17 protein-coding genes are annotated in these 16,942 nt (G+C 38.4%); 7 read left to right on the forward strand and 10 right to left on the reverse strand.

Annotated features, from left to right (window positions below; genetic code table 11):
• Positions 1-86: 86 nt before the first annotated feature.
• Positions 87-929, forward strand: coding sequence for a subclass B1 metallo-beta-lactamase (gene bla, locus EHQ24_RS02570; protein ID WP_135600133.1), 843 nt, complete (start codon positions 87-89; stop codon positions 927-929).
• Here bla and rktP read toward each other — a convergent pair.
• The 3 genes from rktP to EHQ24_RS02585 form a co-directional block, all read right to left on the reverse strand.
• The gene (rktP, locus tag EHQ24_RS02575) at positions 906-2,000 is read right to left on the reverse strand and encodes an Arg-Lys translocation region protein phosphatase RktP (protein ID WP_135600134.1); all 1,095 of its coding nucleotides are present in this window, start codon (positions 1,998-2,000) and stop codon (positions 906-908) included. The two genes, bla and rktP, sit on opposite strands and share 24 nt — an antisense overlap.
• On the reverse strand, positions 1,997-2,713 hold the full coding sequence (tatC, locus tag EHQ24_RS02580) for a twin-arginine translocase subunit TatC (protein ID WP_135600135.1): 717 nt from the start codon (positions 2,711-2,713) through the stop codon (positions 1,997-1,999). The genes rktP and tatC overlap by 4 nt, the downstream gene beginning before the upstream one ends.
• Before the next feature lie 72 nt (positions 2,714-2,785).
• Positions 2,786-3,055: a Sec-independent protein translocase subunit TatA/TatB gene (locus EHQ24_RS02585; RefSeq protein ID WP_135600136.1), complete on the reverse strand. Its 270-nt coding sequence runs from the start codon at positions 3,053-3,055 to the stop codon at positions 2,786-2,788.
• Between the two features lie 23 nt (positions 3,056-3,078).
• Here EHQ24_RS02585 and EHQ24_RS02590 point away from each other — a divergent pair, with 23 nt between their 5' ends.
• Positions 3,079-4,980, forward strand: coding sequence for a hybrid sensor histidine kinase/response regulator (locus EHQ24_RS02590; RefSeq protein ID WP_135600137.1), 1,902 nt, complete (start codon positions 3,079-3,081; stop codon positions 4,978-4,980).
• On the opposite strand, the gene EHQ24_RS02595 is transcribed toward EHQ24_RS02590, so the two are convergent.
• A complete protein-coding gene (locus EHQ24_RS02595; protein WP_135600138.1) occupies positions 4,960-5,985 on the reverse strand; it encodes an alpha/beta hydrolase in 1,026 nt (341 codons plus the stop codon). The genes EHQ24_RS02590 and EHQ24_RS02595 overlap by 21 nt on opposite strands.
• A gap of 10 nt (positions 5,986-5,995) precedes the next feature.
• Between EHQ24_RS02595 and EHQ24_RS02600 the strand changes: the two genes are divergently transcribed.
• Both EHQ24_RS02600 and EHQ24_RS02605 read left to right on the forward strand, forming a co-directional pair.
• The gene (locus EHQ24_RS02600; RefSeq protein ID WP_244310275.1) at positions 5,996-6,433 is read left to right on the forward strand and encodes a copper chaperone PCu(A)C; all 438 of its coding nucleotides are present in this window, start codon (positions 5,996-5,998) and stop codon (positions 6,431-6,433) included.
• On the forward strand, positions 6,430-6,990 hold the full coding sequence (locus tag EHQ24_RS02605; RefSeq protein ID WP_135600140.1) for an SCO family protein: 561 nt from the start codon (positions 6,430-6,432) through the stop codon (positions 6,988-6,990). Before EHQ24_RS02600 ends, EHQ24_RS02605 begins: the two co-directional genes overlap by 4 nt.
• Here the strand turns inward: EHQ24_RS02605 and EHQ24_RS02610 are convergent.
• Positions 6,970-8,916 (reverse strand): M3 family metallopeptidase, encoded by a 1,947-nt coding sequence (locus tag EHQ24_RS02610; RefSeq protein WP_135600141.1) that lies wholly within the window; start codon positions 8,914-8,916, stop codon positions 6,970-6,972. The two genes, EHQ24_RS02605 and EHQ24_RS02610, sit on opposite strands and share 21 nt — an antisense overlap.
• A gap of 67 nt (positions 8,917-8,983) precedes the next feature.
• Here EHQ24_RS02610 and EHQ24_RS02615 point away from each other — a divergent pair, with 67 nt between their 5' ends.
• Positions 8,984-9,388, forward strand: coding sequence for a thiol-disulfide oxidoreductase DCC family protein (locus tag EHQ24_RS02615; protein WP_135600142.1), 405 nt, complete (start codon positions 8,984-8,986; stop codon positions 9,386-9,388).
• On the opposite strand, the gene EHQ24_RS02620 is transcribed toward EHQ24_RS02615, so the two are convergent.
• Entirely contained in the window at positions 9,385-10,881 is a 1,497-nt protein-coding gene (locus EHQ24_RS02620) for an ArnT family glycosyltransferase (RefSeq protein WP_135600143.1), read from the reverse strand. The genes EHQ24_RS02615 and EHQ24_RS02620 overlap by 4 nt on opposite strands.
• Positions 10,882-10,976: 95 nt before the next feature.
• Here EHQ24_RS02620 and EHQ24_RS02625 point away from each other — a divergent pair, with 95 nt between their 5' ends.
• Positions 10,977-12,140: a phosphoesterase gene (locus tag EHQ24_RS02625; protein WP_135600144.1), complete on the forward strand. Its 1,164-nt coding sequence runs from the start codon at positions 10,977-10,979 to the stop codon at positions 12,138-12,140.
• A gap of 18 nt (positions 12,141-12,158) precedes the next feature.
• Here EHQ24_RS02625 and EHQ24_RS02630 read toward each other — a convergent pair whose 3' ends face one another.
• The 4 genes from EHQ24_RS02630 to EHQ24_RS02645 are packed head-to-tail and all read right to left on the reverse strand — an operon-like array spanning position 12,159 to position 15,285.
• Complete coding sequence (locus EHQ24_RS02630; protein ID WP_135600145.1) at positions 12,159-13,382, reverse strand: LIC_12337 family protein; 1,224 nt, start codon at positions 13,380-13,382, stop codon at positions 12,159-12,161.
• Positions 13,383-13,385: 3 nt separating this feature from the next.
• Positions 13,386-13,589 carry a hypothetical protein gene (locus EHQ24_RS02635; protein ID WP_135600146.1) on the reverse strand — a complete coding sequence of 68 codons (204 nt, stop codon included), beginning with the start codon at positions 13,587-13,589 and terminating at the stop codon, positions 13,386-13,388.
• Between the two features lie 41 nt (positions 13,590-13,630).
• The gene (locus tag EHQ24_RS02640) at positions 13,631-14,551 is read right to left on the reverse strand and encodes a DUF4384 domain-containing protein (protein WP_135600147.1); all 921 of its coding nucleotides are present in this window, start codon (positions 14,549-14,551) and stop codon (positions 13,631-13,633) included.
• A gap of 2 nt (positions 14,552-14,553) precedes the next feature.
• Positions 14,554-15,285, reverse strand: coding sequence for a FecR domain-containing protein (locus EHQ24_RS02645; RefSeq protein ID WP_208725692.1), 732 nt, complete (start codon positions 15,283-15,285; stop codon positions 14,554-14,556).
• Between the two features lie 120 nt (positions 15,286-15,405).
• Here EHQ24_RS02645 and EHQ24_RS02650 point away from each other — a divergent pair, with 120 nt between their 5' ends.
• A complete protein-coding gene (locus tag EHQ24_RS02650) occupies positions 15,406-16,941 on the forward strand; it encodes a TolC family protein (RefSeq protein ID WP_244310276.1) in 1,536 nt (511 codons plus the stop codon).
• Position 16,942 lies beyond the last annotated feature (1 nt).

The raw sequence follows: 16,942 nt of genomic DNA on the forward strand, positions 1-16,942 counted from the left end.
CAATCTTAAATTTTGGATCTAGAGAAATCATAAAAAACCTATCTTATGGATAGGTTTTTCTTTTTTAGGAGTAACCTATGATGCCTATGACCACTTCCGATCCAATAAAAACCTTAGACCATTTTTTCTCTCTACCATCTAAAATTCGATTTCAAGTTTTGATTTTTGCATTCGTCGTTGGATTTTCTTTTTCCCATTGCCAAATAGGAAAAGTTACGGAGTCTCCCACTGCTCCCACTAACCAAACTTCTCCATTGACTCTTACGTCTTCCAGACATTTAGAGTGGATTAAAATTAAAGAAACTGTTTGGATCCATCGCAGTTTTGGTGAATTTGGTGGCCAAGTGTATTCTGCCAATGGACTTGTGATCCTAACAAACAAAGGGGCTGTGGTGGTTGACACTCCTTGGACGGAATCACAAACAGAAGAATTATTTTCTGGAGTTAAGGCTAAGTTTCAAAAAGAGATTTTATTTTTAGTTGTGACTCACGCGCATGACGACCGTATGGCGGGAGTTCCCCTTTTCCAAATACGAAACATCCCCGTTTATAGCACTTCTTTAACAGCAAAACTTGCCAAGGAAAGAGGGTTTGGAAAAACAAATCCGATCCTTGACATCCAAACAAGACTTGGTGCCGGAAACCAATCGGTGGAAGTATTTTTCCCAGGCCATGGGCATTCGGCAGACAATATTGTGGTTTGGCTTCCCGAAACTCATATCCTCTTCGGAGGATGTCTCATCAAGGCATTGGATGCAAAAGACCTAGGGAATGTAAAAGAGGCTGATTTAAATGAATGGCCTAACTCTGTGAAGCGAGTGTTGTCACGTTATCCAGACGCAGAAGTGGTGGTTCCAGGGCACGGGGACTGGGGGAAGTTGGATTTACTTCGCCATACGATTCGTTTACTTGTTACGCCTGACCACTAAAATAGAAAGTTTTTCCATGGGGTTCGTCAGATTTCTCTCGGCTCCCAGTGAACTCATCTTTTTGGCAATGGCAAGTAACATCTGTCTAGACGAACTTGGCCTTAAGTCCAAAAGGTAATCCACAAACTCTTCCATAATTTCAAAAGATGTGAGTCCAAACTGCGTCAGAGTTCTGTCACTTGCCCAAACTAAATAATCTCCAATTTCGATTCCATCGGCCATAGAAAGAGGGTGTTTGTGGTTGGGATACCAATGATCATCTCCACTCCCTTCAATCACTTGGATTCCATGATCAGAAAATTGAAAGATAGGCATGTCCATATAATGTAAAAAAGACATTTTATCTTCTTTGTTTTGGATTCCAAAGGCAGAGATTTTTAATTTTAAAAAAGTAAATTGGTGGAGAGCTGATTCTAATTTTTCTAAAATTTCTTCTGTTGTAAAAAGTCCATCTCCAAAAGAGGAAATGGTTCCATGGATGAATACTTTTTCGGAAGATTCTAGTATCCCGGGTTCCATATGGCCTGCAAGGATTCCAAAAATTCCATCTTTGGCTCTGACAATACGAATGTAATCTGCTCCCGCATAACGCATAACAGATGGAAATACGGAAACATCGAACCCAGGAATTTTAGGAATATGGATGTCTGGGATTTGTTTGTTCACAGATGCGGCTTGGTTGGTTTTCCAATCAAATTTGTTTTCGAATTGTTCCTCTCCCAGACTTTCGTCTCCCTGGAGGAGGGTAAATCGAACCGATTTATAGATTTTGTATTCTTCTGATTCTGGATTTAGATTCCGAATGTCTTTGGGAAGTTCATTGTCTTGGATATGGGCAATGACATGAAGAATGTATTGGTATAAAAATCCTAAAAAATAATAAGATAAAAATCCAATTAACAGTGCGAATACGAAAGAAGAATAAATCCCAACTAAATTAAAGTTAAGTGCATTTTCACCCTTCGGATTTTGCCAATGGGTGAATGTAAATTCAGCTAGTAAAAAATGGATAAAGAAAAAAAGAAAACTTATGACACCTAGTAGTACAGGAAGTTTGACTCGAAAACTCATTTGCGATCTGTTGTTTCCAATACTTTCATGATGATGGCAGAAAGAAAGAATAGAAAACTAAGAGGAACAAGTAACATCAACATAGAAAATACATCGGGGCCTGGAGATAAAACGGCTGAAACTACAGCGATGATGAGAACTGCCTCCCTCCATCTGGAAATTAAAAACCGGGAAGAAAGGATTCCAATTCTACCAAGTAGGATGAGGACAATGGGCAATTGAAATGAGGCACCAAACACTAGGTGCAAATTAAAAAACAAATCATAATATTCGTCAATCGGTAAATACGGATCGACTCCGTCGGGTCTGAGTATCACAAGGAAAACCCGAAGGAAGTTTTCAAAAACAGTAAACCAACAAAGAGCAAGTCCTGACCAAAAAAGTAAGGTGGAAAATAAGATGATGAATTTTCCCCATTTTTCTGTTCTTGTGTCCACCGCAGGAGCAATGAATCCCCAAAGGATGTAGAGTAAAAATGGTAACGAAACAAGGACCGATAAGATAAACGATGTTTTGAGATAAATCAGAAACGGAGCCATAAGCTGGATCTGAAAAAAATGTGCATCGGGGCCTAGGACTGATTTGTAGGGTTGGATGAGAAAGGAATGGATCTCACTTCCAAAATACAAGGTGCCGGTCATAAAAACAGACACTACTAAAATGGAATAAATCAGTCTTTGGCGGAGTTCTTCTAAATGATCCCCCAGGGACATGTATTTTTCCCTGGTTTCAGAATCCTCCGGTAATGGAAGTGCGGTTCTTTTTTTCCCGGCCAAGGTTTCGTATTATGCTTTTTTCTTTTTTCCAGATTTGGAAGCGCTTGAAGAAGCAGACTTTGGTTCTTCTTGTGGGAAACTGGTTTGGGTCGGTTCGTCTTCCTGTCCTGTTAAGGACTTACGAAATTCTTTAATTCCAGAACCTAAATCTTTGGCAAGGCTTGGGAGGCGTTTTCCGCCAAAAAAAAGTAACGCTAAGAAGACGATGAGTGCAATCTCCCAAGGTCCCAAATTAAAAAAAGCAATAGGTGCTTGAAAAGAAAACGGATTGGATGGCATATTTCCCTCTTAAGGCAAGAGTTATGCAAACGAATCTAGAAGCAAGCGGAATGATAGAATTCTTTAAGGTCTTGCCCAATCTATTTTCCGGTGGTGTGTATTTAACAGATCCAAAAACCGGCCAAATTTTATTTTCGAACGATTTTTTTAAAAACAATTTGGGATGTCATAAAACCACAGAAGAGTGTTTGGAGTCCGAACTTTTGACTTGGGTTGCCGAAGAAGACAAAGTCAATTTTCAAGAACAGTTTCTTTCTCCAAACAAACATTCTGATAGGGATACCATCACTGGTGATTACCGATTTCTGATGCCGAATGAAGTGCTTGTTCGTTGGTTTCAATTCGAAAAGAAAAAAGTAAACATCCCAAATATAAATTCAGATTTACAAATTGTTTTTGTTCGTGATGTCACCAACGAAAAAACAAACGAAATCAACATTGTAGAACAAATCCAATTTTTTCTCGGACTTTTTGAAAATGCATCTGTCGGGATGGCATTACAAGACTGGGAAGGTGGATACTTTCGAGTGAATCCCAGGTTTACTGAGATCACTGGATATAGTTTTCAAAACTTAACAGATCTCAATATCAAACGAATTAAAGGGGAACCAATCTCGGAAGAGGAAATGGAATACTTCGGTTTTTTTAAAGAAGGGGCCGAAGAGTCAAGGTTAACAAGAAAGGACGGAAGACGGATCAATGTGTATCGAAGGATCAGTGCCTTTCGTAACTCACAGGGAAAACCAGATTTTTATTATGTATTTTTGGATGATGTCACTGAGAAAAAACAATTAGAATCGTATCAGTTACATTCGCAGAAAATGGAAACCATTGGAAGTTTGGCTACTAATATTGCTCACGACTTAAACAATTACCTACAACCAATCCACGTATTCTCTCAGTTAGGCGAAGAGCAGATCCAGTCAGGAGAGTTTAGTAAAAATCTGATTTTAGAATATTTGGGTAAGATACGAATGGGTGCAGATAATGCTCGTTCTATGATCCATAGAATCATCAAATATTCTAAGGTAAAAGATGAAAACTCTGCTGCCAAGGTAGAAATTTCATCCGTAATCGAATCTGCCATTCCACTCGTGAATGCAGGATTACCCAAAAATGTGGAAGCTCAATTTGATTTTTCTAAATCTCCATTGTTTACCAAATTGGATGCTGTTAGGTTTTCCAAAATCCTTTGTGAATTAACTTCTGGTGGACTTCTTGTTTGGGATGACCGCAAACGTGGGATGGTTCGAATCAAAACCTCCTCGGCAGACGAATTTAAGTTTTTGGTATCCATGGAGTTTACCGGCCTTTCCTTACCCAGTCTTTCCGGACTGAATACATTGGACTTTGTAAACTTCGGTGATGAAGAATTCCAATGGGCGGGTATGCACCTAATCAATCGTTATGTGAAGAATTGGGGAGGTGAGTTTTTTATCGAAAAACCAGAACCAATGACCGTTTTTATCAATATTTTCCTACCTTTGGAAGAAGGACAGGGAACGACGGGAACAACGAAACCTCATTCGGGAAATGAACCTAAAGATGTTTGGTATGAAATTTCAAAAAAAGAAATTTGGGTCGTGGAAGATGATGAAGCGGCAAGTGAAGCGATTAGTTTTGTGTTATCACAAAAAAATGTAATCCCGAAGGTGTTTCGCAGTGCCTCCATTGCTTTGGATACATTAAAAACCAAAGTCCCTGATTTTATTTTATCTGATTATCGGATGAGAGAAATGAATGGATTAAACCTCATTCGTAAAATCAAAAAAATCAATCCTAATCTTTCTGCGGTTTTGTATACAGGAAATATGGATGGGTTAGATTCTGAGGAGTTGGATAAGGAAGGGATACTGGTTCGTTCCAAACCAATATCCATCGATGAACTTTATGAAACGATTTTGTTATCGTTTGGGTTTCTTTGATTTTGATTTGGAAACTTCTTCAGCTCCCGTACTATCTTTGATAAACTGAATGATTTCTTTTTCAATTAGTTCTTTGTCAGTTTTTACATACTTCGAAAGTAATACATGAGCACCATTTTCAATTTTTAAAAGTTTGTTTTTAGGACTTGGGTTTTGTCCGGATTGTATCAAATCATAAACCTTTAACATTGCCGCGACAGAAGCCACAAAATCGTGTTCCCTTTCTGATTTATAGTAGTACATGAGTAAGGTGGGAGCCACAATATTCGGATAAGGATTTGATTTATCAACAAATCGTTTTAGATCCAAAATATTTTTGATGGCTCCGTAATACTGATCAAAATACCAATATTTTGAGGATTCATCTTTAGGATCGGTTTTAGAAATCCTCATTTCTCCTTTGATTGCATTGATGAATGAATTTCCCCAATGGAAACGGAAGATATGAGCACTCGGGTCATCAAAATCGTAAAATGGAGAAGCAAGGATAAGTGCGTCCACCAGATCTGGATGTTTTGCAGCTAAGTAGGATGCAATGTTTCCACCCATACTGGTTCCAATCACCACGGTCTTTTCACCAAGTTCTCTGGCATAAATCAAACTATCTTCTGCATCTTGTAGGTAGTTTTGAAATCCTGTATTTAGGTGATCTTCTGGATTGGTTCCATGTCCCGGCAATCGTAAGTAATAAGTATTGGCGCCAAAGTATTCGGTAAGTTTGTTTGTGACTTCTTCTCCTTCGCCACGGCTTGCACCAAATCCATGGATGTAAACAATTACGATGGGAGTTTTTTCTTCAGAAACTCGCACAAGTAATTCTTCGTTATTGGGTCTTGTATTTTCTTTGGCACTGATACTCAGTTCGTTTTGATAAAAGGCATCGAAATTTTCGAATTTACGAGAGGAATCATAATTGTATTCACCGGTAGACCAGTTGTAAGTGGATACTAGGAATGAAGATAGAATGAGAGTGATGGCAATCACCCATTTGATTATTATTCTCATCGAGGTTCTCTTGTTACGAAAGATAAATATAACAAATGCAGGAATTCTGTTTCTAATTCAAGTCAATTTGTTAGTTTTCTGTCACAAACAGTCGGAGGTGATCCAACTTTGGATGACACCTCCTCCGGAAGTAGCAAAATCTGCCGCAGTCTATGGAGAAATCAGGAATCCTTTTACCAGTTTTGTAGAAATTCAAAAGATTGAAAGCCAGGATTATAAACTTGTCGAGTTTCACGAAACTTCAATTGATGAAACCACACAAATTGCACGTATGCGTAAGGTAGAATATCCAATTCCCTTACAAACTTCCCAAACCATTTTGCTAAAGAGGTCTGGCAAACATTTGATGTTATACGATAAATTAAAACAGTCGGAAAACTTAAAATTAGAAATTCATTTTTCTAACGGTGAAAAACGAACTGTGGTTGTGGAGAAAAGATCCTTATGATTCAAAAATTATTTTTAAATGTAATTGTGTTATCCTTTTTATTGGGATGTGGTTCTGGTGTTGAGTTCGTTGAACTTCCCATTGGTGGGAATATCGAAGCCGTAGACAAAGCGGGAAATTCGATTTCTCTAAAGTCAATGCAGGAACCAGTCTTACTTGTATTTTTTGGTTATACTTATTGCCCTGACTTTTGTCCCAACACTCTTGCTAAAATCAAATCAGCCATAGAACCTCTTTCCGATGAAGAAAAATCAAAATTTAAAGTGATTTTTATTTCAGTGGATCCAGTTCGAGATTCTCCAGAAACAACCACTAAGTATGTTAGGTTTTATTTACCACAATCCATTGGTCTTTCTTTTTCGGAGGGAACAACCAATCAAATTTTAAAACAATACGCAGCCTACGTACAAAAAGCGGAAGATGGCCAAAGTTTTGACCACTCCACTTATATTTATGTTTTAGATAAAAATCGGAAAACACGAAAACTCATCAAGTCCACCGATTCAAAAGAAGTGATCACGAAATCGATACAGTTGTTAAGCGGCAATTCCATTTAGCCTTAACAAAGCCTCAATATCAGGATCTTTTCCATAAAAATCTCTGAAAAGATCCATGGCATTTCCAGATCCACCTTTTTCTAAAACTGTTTTTCTAAAATGTGCCGCATGGTCTAAGTCAAATACCCCACGATCCACAAACGAATAATAGGCGTTCGCTGAAAGTAACTCGGCCCATTTATAAGAATAATATCCTGCGGCATAACCACCTGCAAAAATATGGGTGAAGGAGTTTTGAAATTTGTTATAGTTTGGCGGAGTAAAAACAGATATTTCTTTTCTCACTTGATCCAAAATTTCCTGAACTCTAACTTCGTTTGGTTTTTCCTTGTGGATCAACATATCAAATTTTGCAAATTCTAATTGCCTAACCACTCCCATGGCTGACATAAAGTTTTTGGCTTTGACCATAGTTTCAATATAAGAATTGGGGATTGGCTCCTTCGTTTCGTAGTGTTTGGCAAAGAGTTCTAGAACTTTTGGTTCGTAAGCAAAGTTTTCTAAAAACTGAGAAGGGAATTCGACGGCATCCCATTCCACACCATTCACACCACTCACAAACGCTTCATTCACACGAGAAAGAAGATGGTGGAGTGCATGGCCTAGTTCATGAAAGAGTGTCACAACATCACTTGGTCTAAGAAGTGAAGGTTGTGTGTTTGTGGCTTTTGGGAAACTGGCAACAACGAAGGCGACAGGAAGTTCCGTTTTCCCTGTTTCATCTTGGAAATGTGGTTTCCAATTGTGCATCCAAGCCCCACCTTTTTTATCGGATCGCATTTCTAAATCCAAATACAATCGTGATCTGGTTTCTCCCTCTACCACTAAATCATAACAAAGAACAGACGGCTCCCAAACAGGTGTGTTAACTTGTTTGAAATGAACTCCTAAAAGTTTTTCAAGAAATACAAACGTTCCTTGGATCACAGTTTCTTTTTCTAAATAAGGGCGATAAATTTCTTCATCATAAGAAAAGGATTCTTTTTTTAATTTTTCTGAATAGAAGGTAAGATCCCAAGGTTCAAGATCTGTCTGACCTAATTTTTTTGCAAAATTTTTGATTTCATTTAGTTCTTGTAAGGCGATAGGTTTTGCTTTCACCGCAAGATGGTCTAAAAATTCAATGACTTGGTCGGGACTATCGGCCACTTTTGTGACCAAACTCAAATGGGCAAACGTGGGAAAACCAAGAAGTTTTGCTTCTTTATCACGGAGTTCTAAAATTTCTTCCATCAGTTTCCCATTTTCGGGTGCTCTCGTACAATAACCATCATAGAGTTTTTTTCTGATTTCTCTATTTTCGCCATAAGTCATATAAGCGATGTAAGATGGGAAATGTAATGTGAATTTATAAGTCCCATCTTCTTGTTTGGCTGAAATTTTTTCACTTTCAGGTAGACCTTTTACTTCTTCTTCGGAAAGGTAAAGGGCAAAGGCATTGGTAGCATTTAAAACATTTTGTGAAAATTGGTTGGAGAGGTCTGATAAACGAATGCGAAGTTGTTTGAGTGCTTCTTTTGTTTGATGATCCAGTCCCACTCCGGACAAACGGAAATCACGGATTTCGTTTTCCAAAACTTTGGATGATTCGTGGTTTAGATTTTTTTCTGAGTTTTGAATTTTTAACAAAGCTGAAAATATCTCTTCATTTTGCCCAAGGTCGGTATAATACTCACTAAGGATTGGTAAAAGTCGGCTATAGATAGTTTGACTCTCTTCGTTATTTTTTACTGAATTTAAGTGAGAAATTTCTGTGACAAGGTCTCCCAGTTCTGTTTGGATTCTTTGGTAGGGTTTGACAAAGCTTTGAAAACTTGGGTTTTCTATTTGTAATAGAGTTTTGATAAAATCTTTGTTCGACTCCATTTTTTCTAAAATGGCAGATTCTTTTTTAGGAAGATTTTCAGAATGAAATTCAGGAAACATAATGGCCTCTAATGATTTAGACTCGATTTCAATTGGTTCTCCGCCAGTTTGGTGGTAGAGGGAAAGGATGCCACCGGAAAAAAGTAAAATTGTTTTCTTTGATGGGGTTTGCCATTTGTGTATGGGATCGGTTCAGTTTCTATTGAAAAGGAACCAAAAAGAAAATTTATATTTTTCGGCCATTGGTTCTGAAGTTTTTCGTTCTCTCATCCCCAAAGAAATGGTTTCCAAACTTCCAGATAGCATTCTCTATTGGAAAGAAGGTAATTTGTATTTGGAATCTGAGGCCATTTTGCAATTGGTTCGTGAGTTAAAGTTCCCTTGGTTTTTATTATTTGGATTGGTTCTGGTTCCTCGTTTTATACGAAATTTTATGTATCGCTGGATCGCCAAACATCGATATGCCTGGTTTGGAAAAGCGGACGTTTGTATGATGCCCACACCAAACCTTAAGAGACGATTTTTAGATTAAGGGTTCTTTGCCTTTACAAGCCTAAGATTTAGTTTTTTATTTCTGTCATAGGCATAAACAGATAACGGATCACTCGCAGCTTCCCAACCAAGACCCATTCCTTTCCAAACTTGAAAGTCAGATTCGGAAACCAAAATGTATCCCTCTGCTTTCGAAAGTCCTTCCCAAGTGATTTCCTGGATTGGTCTATGATAATAAAAAGCAAAACTTGGAATTCCATGTGCACCAAAGGAATGTAAGGTTGTATTTTTGGGAACATTATTCTGTATGGTTTTGGCTAGATTTATAGTGTCTTGCCTCAATTCGGAAAACTTTGGAAGTACCACAAAAGAGATGATGATGAACATAAACATAGCGACTGTTAAGTAAATTCGATACATATAAATTTGATTGTGTTTTCTTGCTAGTTGGTCTCCGAGAAGGATCGAAAGAATGGGATACGCCGCAAGTGGATAAGAGGGAAGTTTACTTGCTAATCCTTCGTAGAAGATCCAAGAAAAAATAAGTCCGAGTAACAAAAAACGTTTTGAAGTGAATGTATAATTTTCTTTTTTCCAATTCCACGGGAAAAGGTGATTGAAGATTCTTATTCCGCTAGTTTTGAGTAAGGCAATTAGTTTCCATCCATTTTCGTAAAGAAAGGAAAGATAAATCCTTGTCCATGGAAACAGAGCCACTACAAATAACATGAGATAGGTGCCTGGTGGCCCCGATTGTCCAAAAACTGGGTCAGTTGCCCTACGAAAGATATACCAGTCTAACATCCAGCGTATGAGTTCTCCCTTGTCTTTTTGCCAAGAAAGATAACCCCAATAAAAAAGTGGGAGTAATGCGACCGGTAACCATAAAAACGGATTCAGTTTCCAAATTTGTGATCTGATTTGGTTTATGCTAAGAAGTAATACGCAGGTGCCGCCAAGAAAGATTAGAACGGGTGGGCCTTTAACAAGGACTCCCAAACTTACAGAAAGCCAAAATAAAAATACAAAACGTTTTTTGTTAAATTTGATCCAATGGTAAAGAGATACAAATCCACTCATTCCAAAAAAAACTAGTAGGGAATCGACAAGGGCAATTTTTCCATTCAATGGGAAATATAATGAAAAACTTAAGATACTGAACGCATAAAGGGCTGTTCTTGAGCCATACATAACATTTGTCAGATGGTATGTGAGTAAACTTGTTCCTAAAATACATAAAGCTGGGAAAAGTCGAAGTACCCACTCGGAAACACCAATACTTTGAAATAAAAAAGAAGTGATCCAAAAATGGAGAGGTGGTTTTCTATGGGGAGTGGAGTAAGGAAAATCCATACTCAGATAATCTCCCGATTCCATCATCGAACGGGAAAATCCAGCATAAGCCGCTTCGTCTTGGTCTACCAGTGGAGAAGAATTCCCATAAAATAAAAACAAAACGAGAACAGAGACTAGGATTAGAAAGGTGCGATGGACGGATAAAAATTTCACAGTCTCAAAGACAGAAAATCTCATCTCATTTGTCAAAGCAGAATTGAATCTCCTGTTTTGTATCCATTTTGTAACAATTCTGGAATCAAATTGGAAAAAAAGATCTATAAGGTTTAACCATGCTTTTGAATGTTCCTGGTGTTTTTGTCGACACTGACAAACAAATGGTTCTTCGACCTTCCTTGTGGAAGTATCGATATTTGTTTGTATTTGTATCCTTACTGGGTATTCTTACTATTTACCAGCTATCAGTTGTTTTACTCCTGCGAAAGTCTATCGATTTACCTTCTTCTCCGTTCCAAGGAACAAAACTTACCAATCCTTACCAAAATTGGATGGGAGATGGACAAGAAAAGATATCCTTACATGCCCATTCCAATGAGGTTTGGTTCACTCCAGAAAGGCATACCATATCCGAAATCCAATCGGAATATAAAAAGGAAGGTTTTTCTAACGTAGCCATCACAGACTACGGACAAGTTTCGGAAACAGAAAACCCTAATTACATTCGAGGATTTGAATGGGGACAAAATATAAAAAAACGCCATCTCCTTGCGATTGGAATTAAAAAGTCTTTTTATGATTATTTTCCAGTGTATGCATCTCGCGAAAATTTAAATTGGGTCATGGATCGAATGAAAAAGTTAGGTGGTTATGTGATCATTCCACATCCAAAACTTTTTGATTCGTTTTCCAAAGAAGAAATGTCTTCTATCGGTGGATTTCAAGCTGTCGAAGTATACTCTCCATTTGGTGATGATACCAAAGTTTTAGATAAACTCCTTAGCCAAGGACGAAATGTCCATTGTATGGCGAGTGATGACTTACATTATTTTCCAGAAAACTCCATCAAAAATTTTGACCAACCTACTTGGAAGGACATCATTCAAACTTTGGGAAACCAAAGAGGGCGAAAAGGGGAAAGTTTTCTCAGATATATAGTGACTGCAGAAGGAAAAACAGACCAAAGTTACGTCTTGGATTCCTTATATTCCGGTTCATTTTTTTGCGTTAAAAAATTCTTCCAAGGTGCTGAGGATCCAAAAGTTCCGAAGATCCAAGTCACAAAAAACAATTTGATTGAATTGGATTCTAAAGAAAGATACTTAGAGATTCGGTTTATAGGGCAGATGGGTGAAGTTTTACAAGTAAACCCAGATACAAACAAAGCCACTTACGAGTTCCAAGAAAAAGATTCTTATGTGCGATTGGAGATGGTTGCCTTGACTGGATCGATTCTTTCCAACGCCATTTACAGAAATCAATCATCTGAAAAAAACTAACTACGAGAGAACCTAACCTTATTTAAAGGTTAGGTTTTGGTCAGAACCATCAAAGGCATCTAAAAAGGTTTTGGATGTGGTTTCGTATTGTTTGACAGTGCCAAGTAAGGTTTGTCCAGAAATACTCGCACCAAAGGCCGCGTAAGTTCGATTGAAAGCCTCATCCACAGACATAAAATCTGACCCACCGACTGTAGGGCTTGGATAGTCCGCAGGAACTTCCGTAGCTGTTAGTTGGTCTGTCACATACCCATTGATATTAAAAATTCCATAAGACAACTTGGCACCTGCAAAAGAAGAGGTAGGTAAGTTACAAATGGTTTCCGGTCTTGCCGTACTCATAGTGAATGTTGCTTTGGCAGTTGTTTGGAAAGGTAAATCAAACTTTTGCATATAAGCCAAAACATAATAAATTTGGTCACTGGATCCAGTTCCTTGGGCTGTGTTACAGGCTGATTTCAAAGAATCTAAACCTGTGGTTCCACCAGGGTTTACCTCTTTCAGTTTGGTAAAGGACAAACGAACCACGGAACGAAAACAAAGTTGTTTTCCTGAATCTACTTCTGTTAAAACCACTCGGCCATGTTTACTGATCCAAGAAGCATTTTCAGGGCCGTTCCTCCATGTATACGTTTGGAATTTGGTTCCATAGATGGAATCGTTACCGGTATAACTTTCAGTGATGACATTTCCCACATTGGCAAAGGAAGGATTTCCAAAATCAACCAGTTTGTAATAAACAAGGGCTCCATTATTTCCGAGAGTGGTGTTCGGATCATCAAAAAACAATTGTAAGGAGGGAACTGAGGCACCCGTTTTTTTGATCTCCATAAAATGTTTAAACGATTTTGTTCCCGTATATGCGGTAGAACTAATGTTTGTGGATGGAGTGTTGATTTTGATTGTGAGAGTAGAAGACCCAATCCCACTTAAGTTTACATTGGAGAGAACATCCACACGGGCAGTATCTGTATTATTAAAATAACCTGCATTTTTTAATGCTAAAATGAGAGAGTCAATGATCCCCGAATTTCCACGGGCCCATGTAGCCGACTGACGCACAAATCCCCAGTTGTCGGCACTTGTGGCAGACCAAAGTTTATCCGATCCAATTCCTAAATGGATGGCTTCCCCAAATAGTTTACCTAAGAGTTTGTCTCGATCCAGGCGCGCGAGTTTGTTAAAATCTGTGACTTGGACACTCACTACCAAGAATAACAAACAGTATACGAGTTTTCTCATGGATTACTCTGCGATCCCTTTGGGAATACAAATGGTGAATCCAGACTTAGGCCCCGAACATCCTGCTGCTTGGTTGTAAGCCCAGACAGAAAGTAAAAGCGCAGTGAGCATATCCTCTTTTTTGTTATCATCTTTTTCAAAGAGCGAACAAGCAAGAAGGGTACTGAGACTTACAAAGGCAAAGGATTTAAGGATAAAAGTTCTCATACCTTAAATAACAAAAGGTATGAGGGGGTTTTTGCAAGAAATTAACGAGAGAGGATTTGGTATTCCCACTCCATCACTGGACTTTGTTCGATGGGTGCGGTGAGGGAACTTGCAACAACCATCATAGAGCGATGTGATGCCTTGGTTCCGGTAACAGCAGGAGGGAGGAGTCGATAAAACGAATCTTCTTTTTTCCCACGCAGTTGGAATTCTTTCCATTCTTCGCGAGAAGCAAAGGCTCTAATCCTATCTTTGGAAGGCGTGGATGCGGCTTTGAAGGAGATCCGTTTGTCAGGAATGATGACCTTGTCTCCTTTACGAACAAAGTTGTCGTTTTGGATTTGGTTTGGGAAAAGTAAAACGGGTTCTCCCTTTTGGTTTTCTGGAACAAGTACTACGTAAACATAGTTGTCTTCCGCAGACTCAATCTCAAAGCGAATGGGTTCACCAGCTATATAAGTGGGCTTCAATGAATTGATTTTCAGTGGAGAATTGGATCCAGTACCAGTTTCCGAAAGTGCTAAGTAAATATTTTTTTTGTCTAAGAACCCAAGGAAATCAGAAACCAAAGTTTTGGAAAGGCTATCAGGAAGTGAGTTTCGGTATTCCAATTTTTGGTGGAGGACATCCACGAAGGAAATGACTGCTTGTCCATCTTCTGTAGAAACAAGTAAAAGTTTATCTACGTCGTTTAAGTTTCCCAATCGAATTTGTGTTTTGGGAGAAGGATTTCCTTCTTTGTCAAATTCCCAACCATTGTTTCCTAAACTTTTTAAAGGGAGCGTTACCGTTCCCCGGGAAGTGGATTGGATTTCTCCTTTAATGAAATCACGGAGAGCCAAACTTTCTTCGTTCATAGAAATTGCTTCTACAGCTATTTTATAAACGGGAACCTTTCCAATCCGATCTGAGGAAAAGAGGGAAAGGGAAATGATCGCAGAGAGACTTAAGAAATATTTCATGATCAGTCTACCTTTCCTTGGCCTTTGTAATCGTTCATGAGCTGGTCGTTCTTTTCGTATTGTTCTTTGATTCGTTGGTAGTTTTCTTCTTTGATGGCTTTGAACTCTTCGAAAATACGCATTTTATCTTTCACAAATTCATCTAAAATTTGTTTTTTTAATTCTTTTCCCGATACCACAACTTCTTCATTTTCTGCTACAAGGGTTTGTTTTCCCTTTTTATCTGGGCTTACAGCGACTGTCCCTTCGTTGACATAAACACCTGTTTCTACTTGGTTTAGGTCTTCGTCTGTTCCCCCAACATCGGGAGCTGCTGCTAAAAATTCGGTGCCGCGAACTCCCGCAACAAAACTAGGATTGACCACACTCAGTTGGTTTTGGCTAGGAACTCCTGCCGCTGGTTTGTGCGCTTTCACGAAAAGTTTACCACCAACGAGTTTTAAAGTAGTGGATTTTGATTTAGGATTGAGTAGGTCTTCGATTTGGACGGATGAGAATTTCGCCAGGCGCACCGTAGCTTGTGTGGCCAATTGGATTTCACAAGTTCCGTTTTCTGTAGTGATTGTATCTCCCTTCTTTAGGATACTACCTAACTTTACGGGTTCCTTTGCCTTTTTAAACCGTGGCCCTGTTAAATAATTTGTGCCTTGGATGAAACTTATGATCCCTACTTCATCGGCGGCGAGGGTTGTGGTTATAAAAAGAAACAAAATGGACACAAGAAATCGAATCATGCCACTTTTATAATATAACTCTCCACTCTTACAAGCCAAAATCTAAAAAAAAATTTTAAAAAATCCCCTACAACTAGGTGATTTGGAACCAAACTAAAGATCTATCACCTATCTATTGATATGTGGCATAAACTTTGGATCCTTTGTTTTTTACTCAGTTACCCTTACACAAAGGTGCAAGCTGAGGGAAAATTATTATGGGAGGACTGTGTTTGGATTGGGATGGAACGAAGTGGGAGTTTGGGGTTAGAACAGGTTCGTTCAGAAATTTTTCCCATTTTGACAAGAGATAAGTGGAAACAATACCTTCCCAAACTTGGTGTTCATTATTTTGGAATCTTTTCGAAGAATCAGGAGCAGATTGACCAAGAATATCGGGATGTTCGATTGCAGATCCAACAACTACTTTATGACGGAGGAGAAACCGAAAGAGAAAAACAAAAACTCGAATTACGAAAACTAATTCATGCGGAGGAAAAAAAACTTCTAAGGGAAAAGATTTTTAAATCCATATCTTTGTCTTATCTGAACTTTAATAAACGTCAGTTAGTTGATTTTGTTTATCAACTGCGTTCTGAAAGATACAACGAAGAAACAAAAAAAAGAAAACAAGAATCAGAACTAGGACTTTCTCCCCAGGCAGAACTTGGATTTTTAAAAGTTTGGGAAGTCGAATTCCAATCTAAAAAAATTCATTCGGAATCATCTCGGAAACTCGCCTATTTAGAACTAAGACAATCTATGTCTTTGGAACCAGGAATGGATTTATTTTTAGAAGAAGGACTGATGGAACGCATTCGTTTGTTTGATCCAGCGGTTGTCCCATCCGTTCCCAATGAGAATCATCCTTTAAGGAAAAAATCACGACTACAGATGGAACTTGCCGAGTTAGATCAGGAAAGTCTAGACAATGATTGGAAACCAAAACTAATACTCGGTGGTTATGTGGGAAAAAATGGGAACAATGGGTTCCCGTTACAAAACGAAATTTATGGACTGAGCCTTGGTGTACAAGCCAACTTAGGGGGAACAAGTTTCCAATCAAATACTCAAAACGGAATCCAATCGGAAGGAAATGGAATCCAAAGAATTCCTGGATACGGCCCACAACCCGTAGGCCCTGGTGAAAATGCATTCCAAAGCGGATCGATTGGATTATTTGATGATATCGGTCGAAACAAAAAAGTTTTTGATACGAAGATGTCTGTTTTACAGGCGAAAACAGAATGGAAACAATCGGAAATTCATTTGATAAGCCAAATCCAATCAGCAGAGATCAAACTCGTTGAATTATATCGTAAGTACATTTTGTACTTAGAAAACACGAAATCCAATCTGTTTCATCATCGTGTGAAAAGGGGCGAGCGAAGAGAAGGGCTTATCTCTGAATTAGAATATTTAAAATCGGAAGAAGAGGTGTTTGTGGGAATGGAAACACTTCTCGACCATTATTTCCAATACATCGCTACTGCCTTAGACTTGGTATTATTACTTGGTGAAGATCCTTTCAATAATCGTTATTACCGCGTAGAGTCCAAATTAATTTCCAGTGATCTGAGTGAAATTTTAAAAGTTTGGAAAGAAAAACCATCTCAGGAAAAATCCAAAATAAAGGAACCAAAACTGGGAAAACAATACCCATTTCTAATGGAGTGAC

Origin of the sequence: Leptospira noumeaensis (assembly GCF_004770765.1) — a bacterium.
In the GTDB taxonomy this organism is placed as follows: Bacteria; Spirochaetota; Leptospiria; order Leptospirales; family Leptospiraceae; genus Leptospira_A; species Leptospira_A noumeaensis.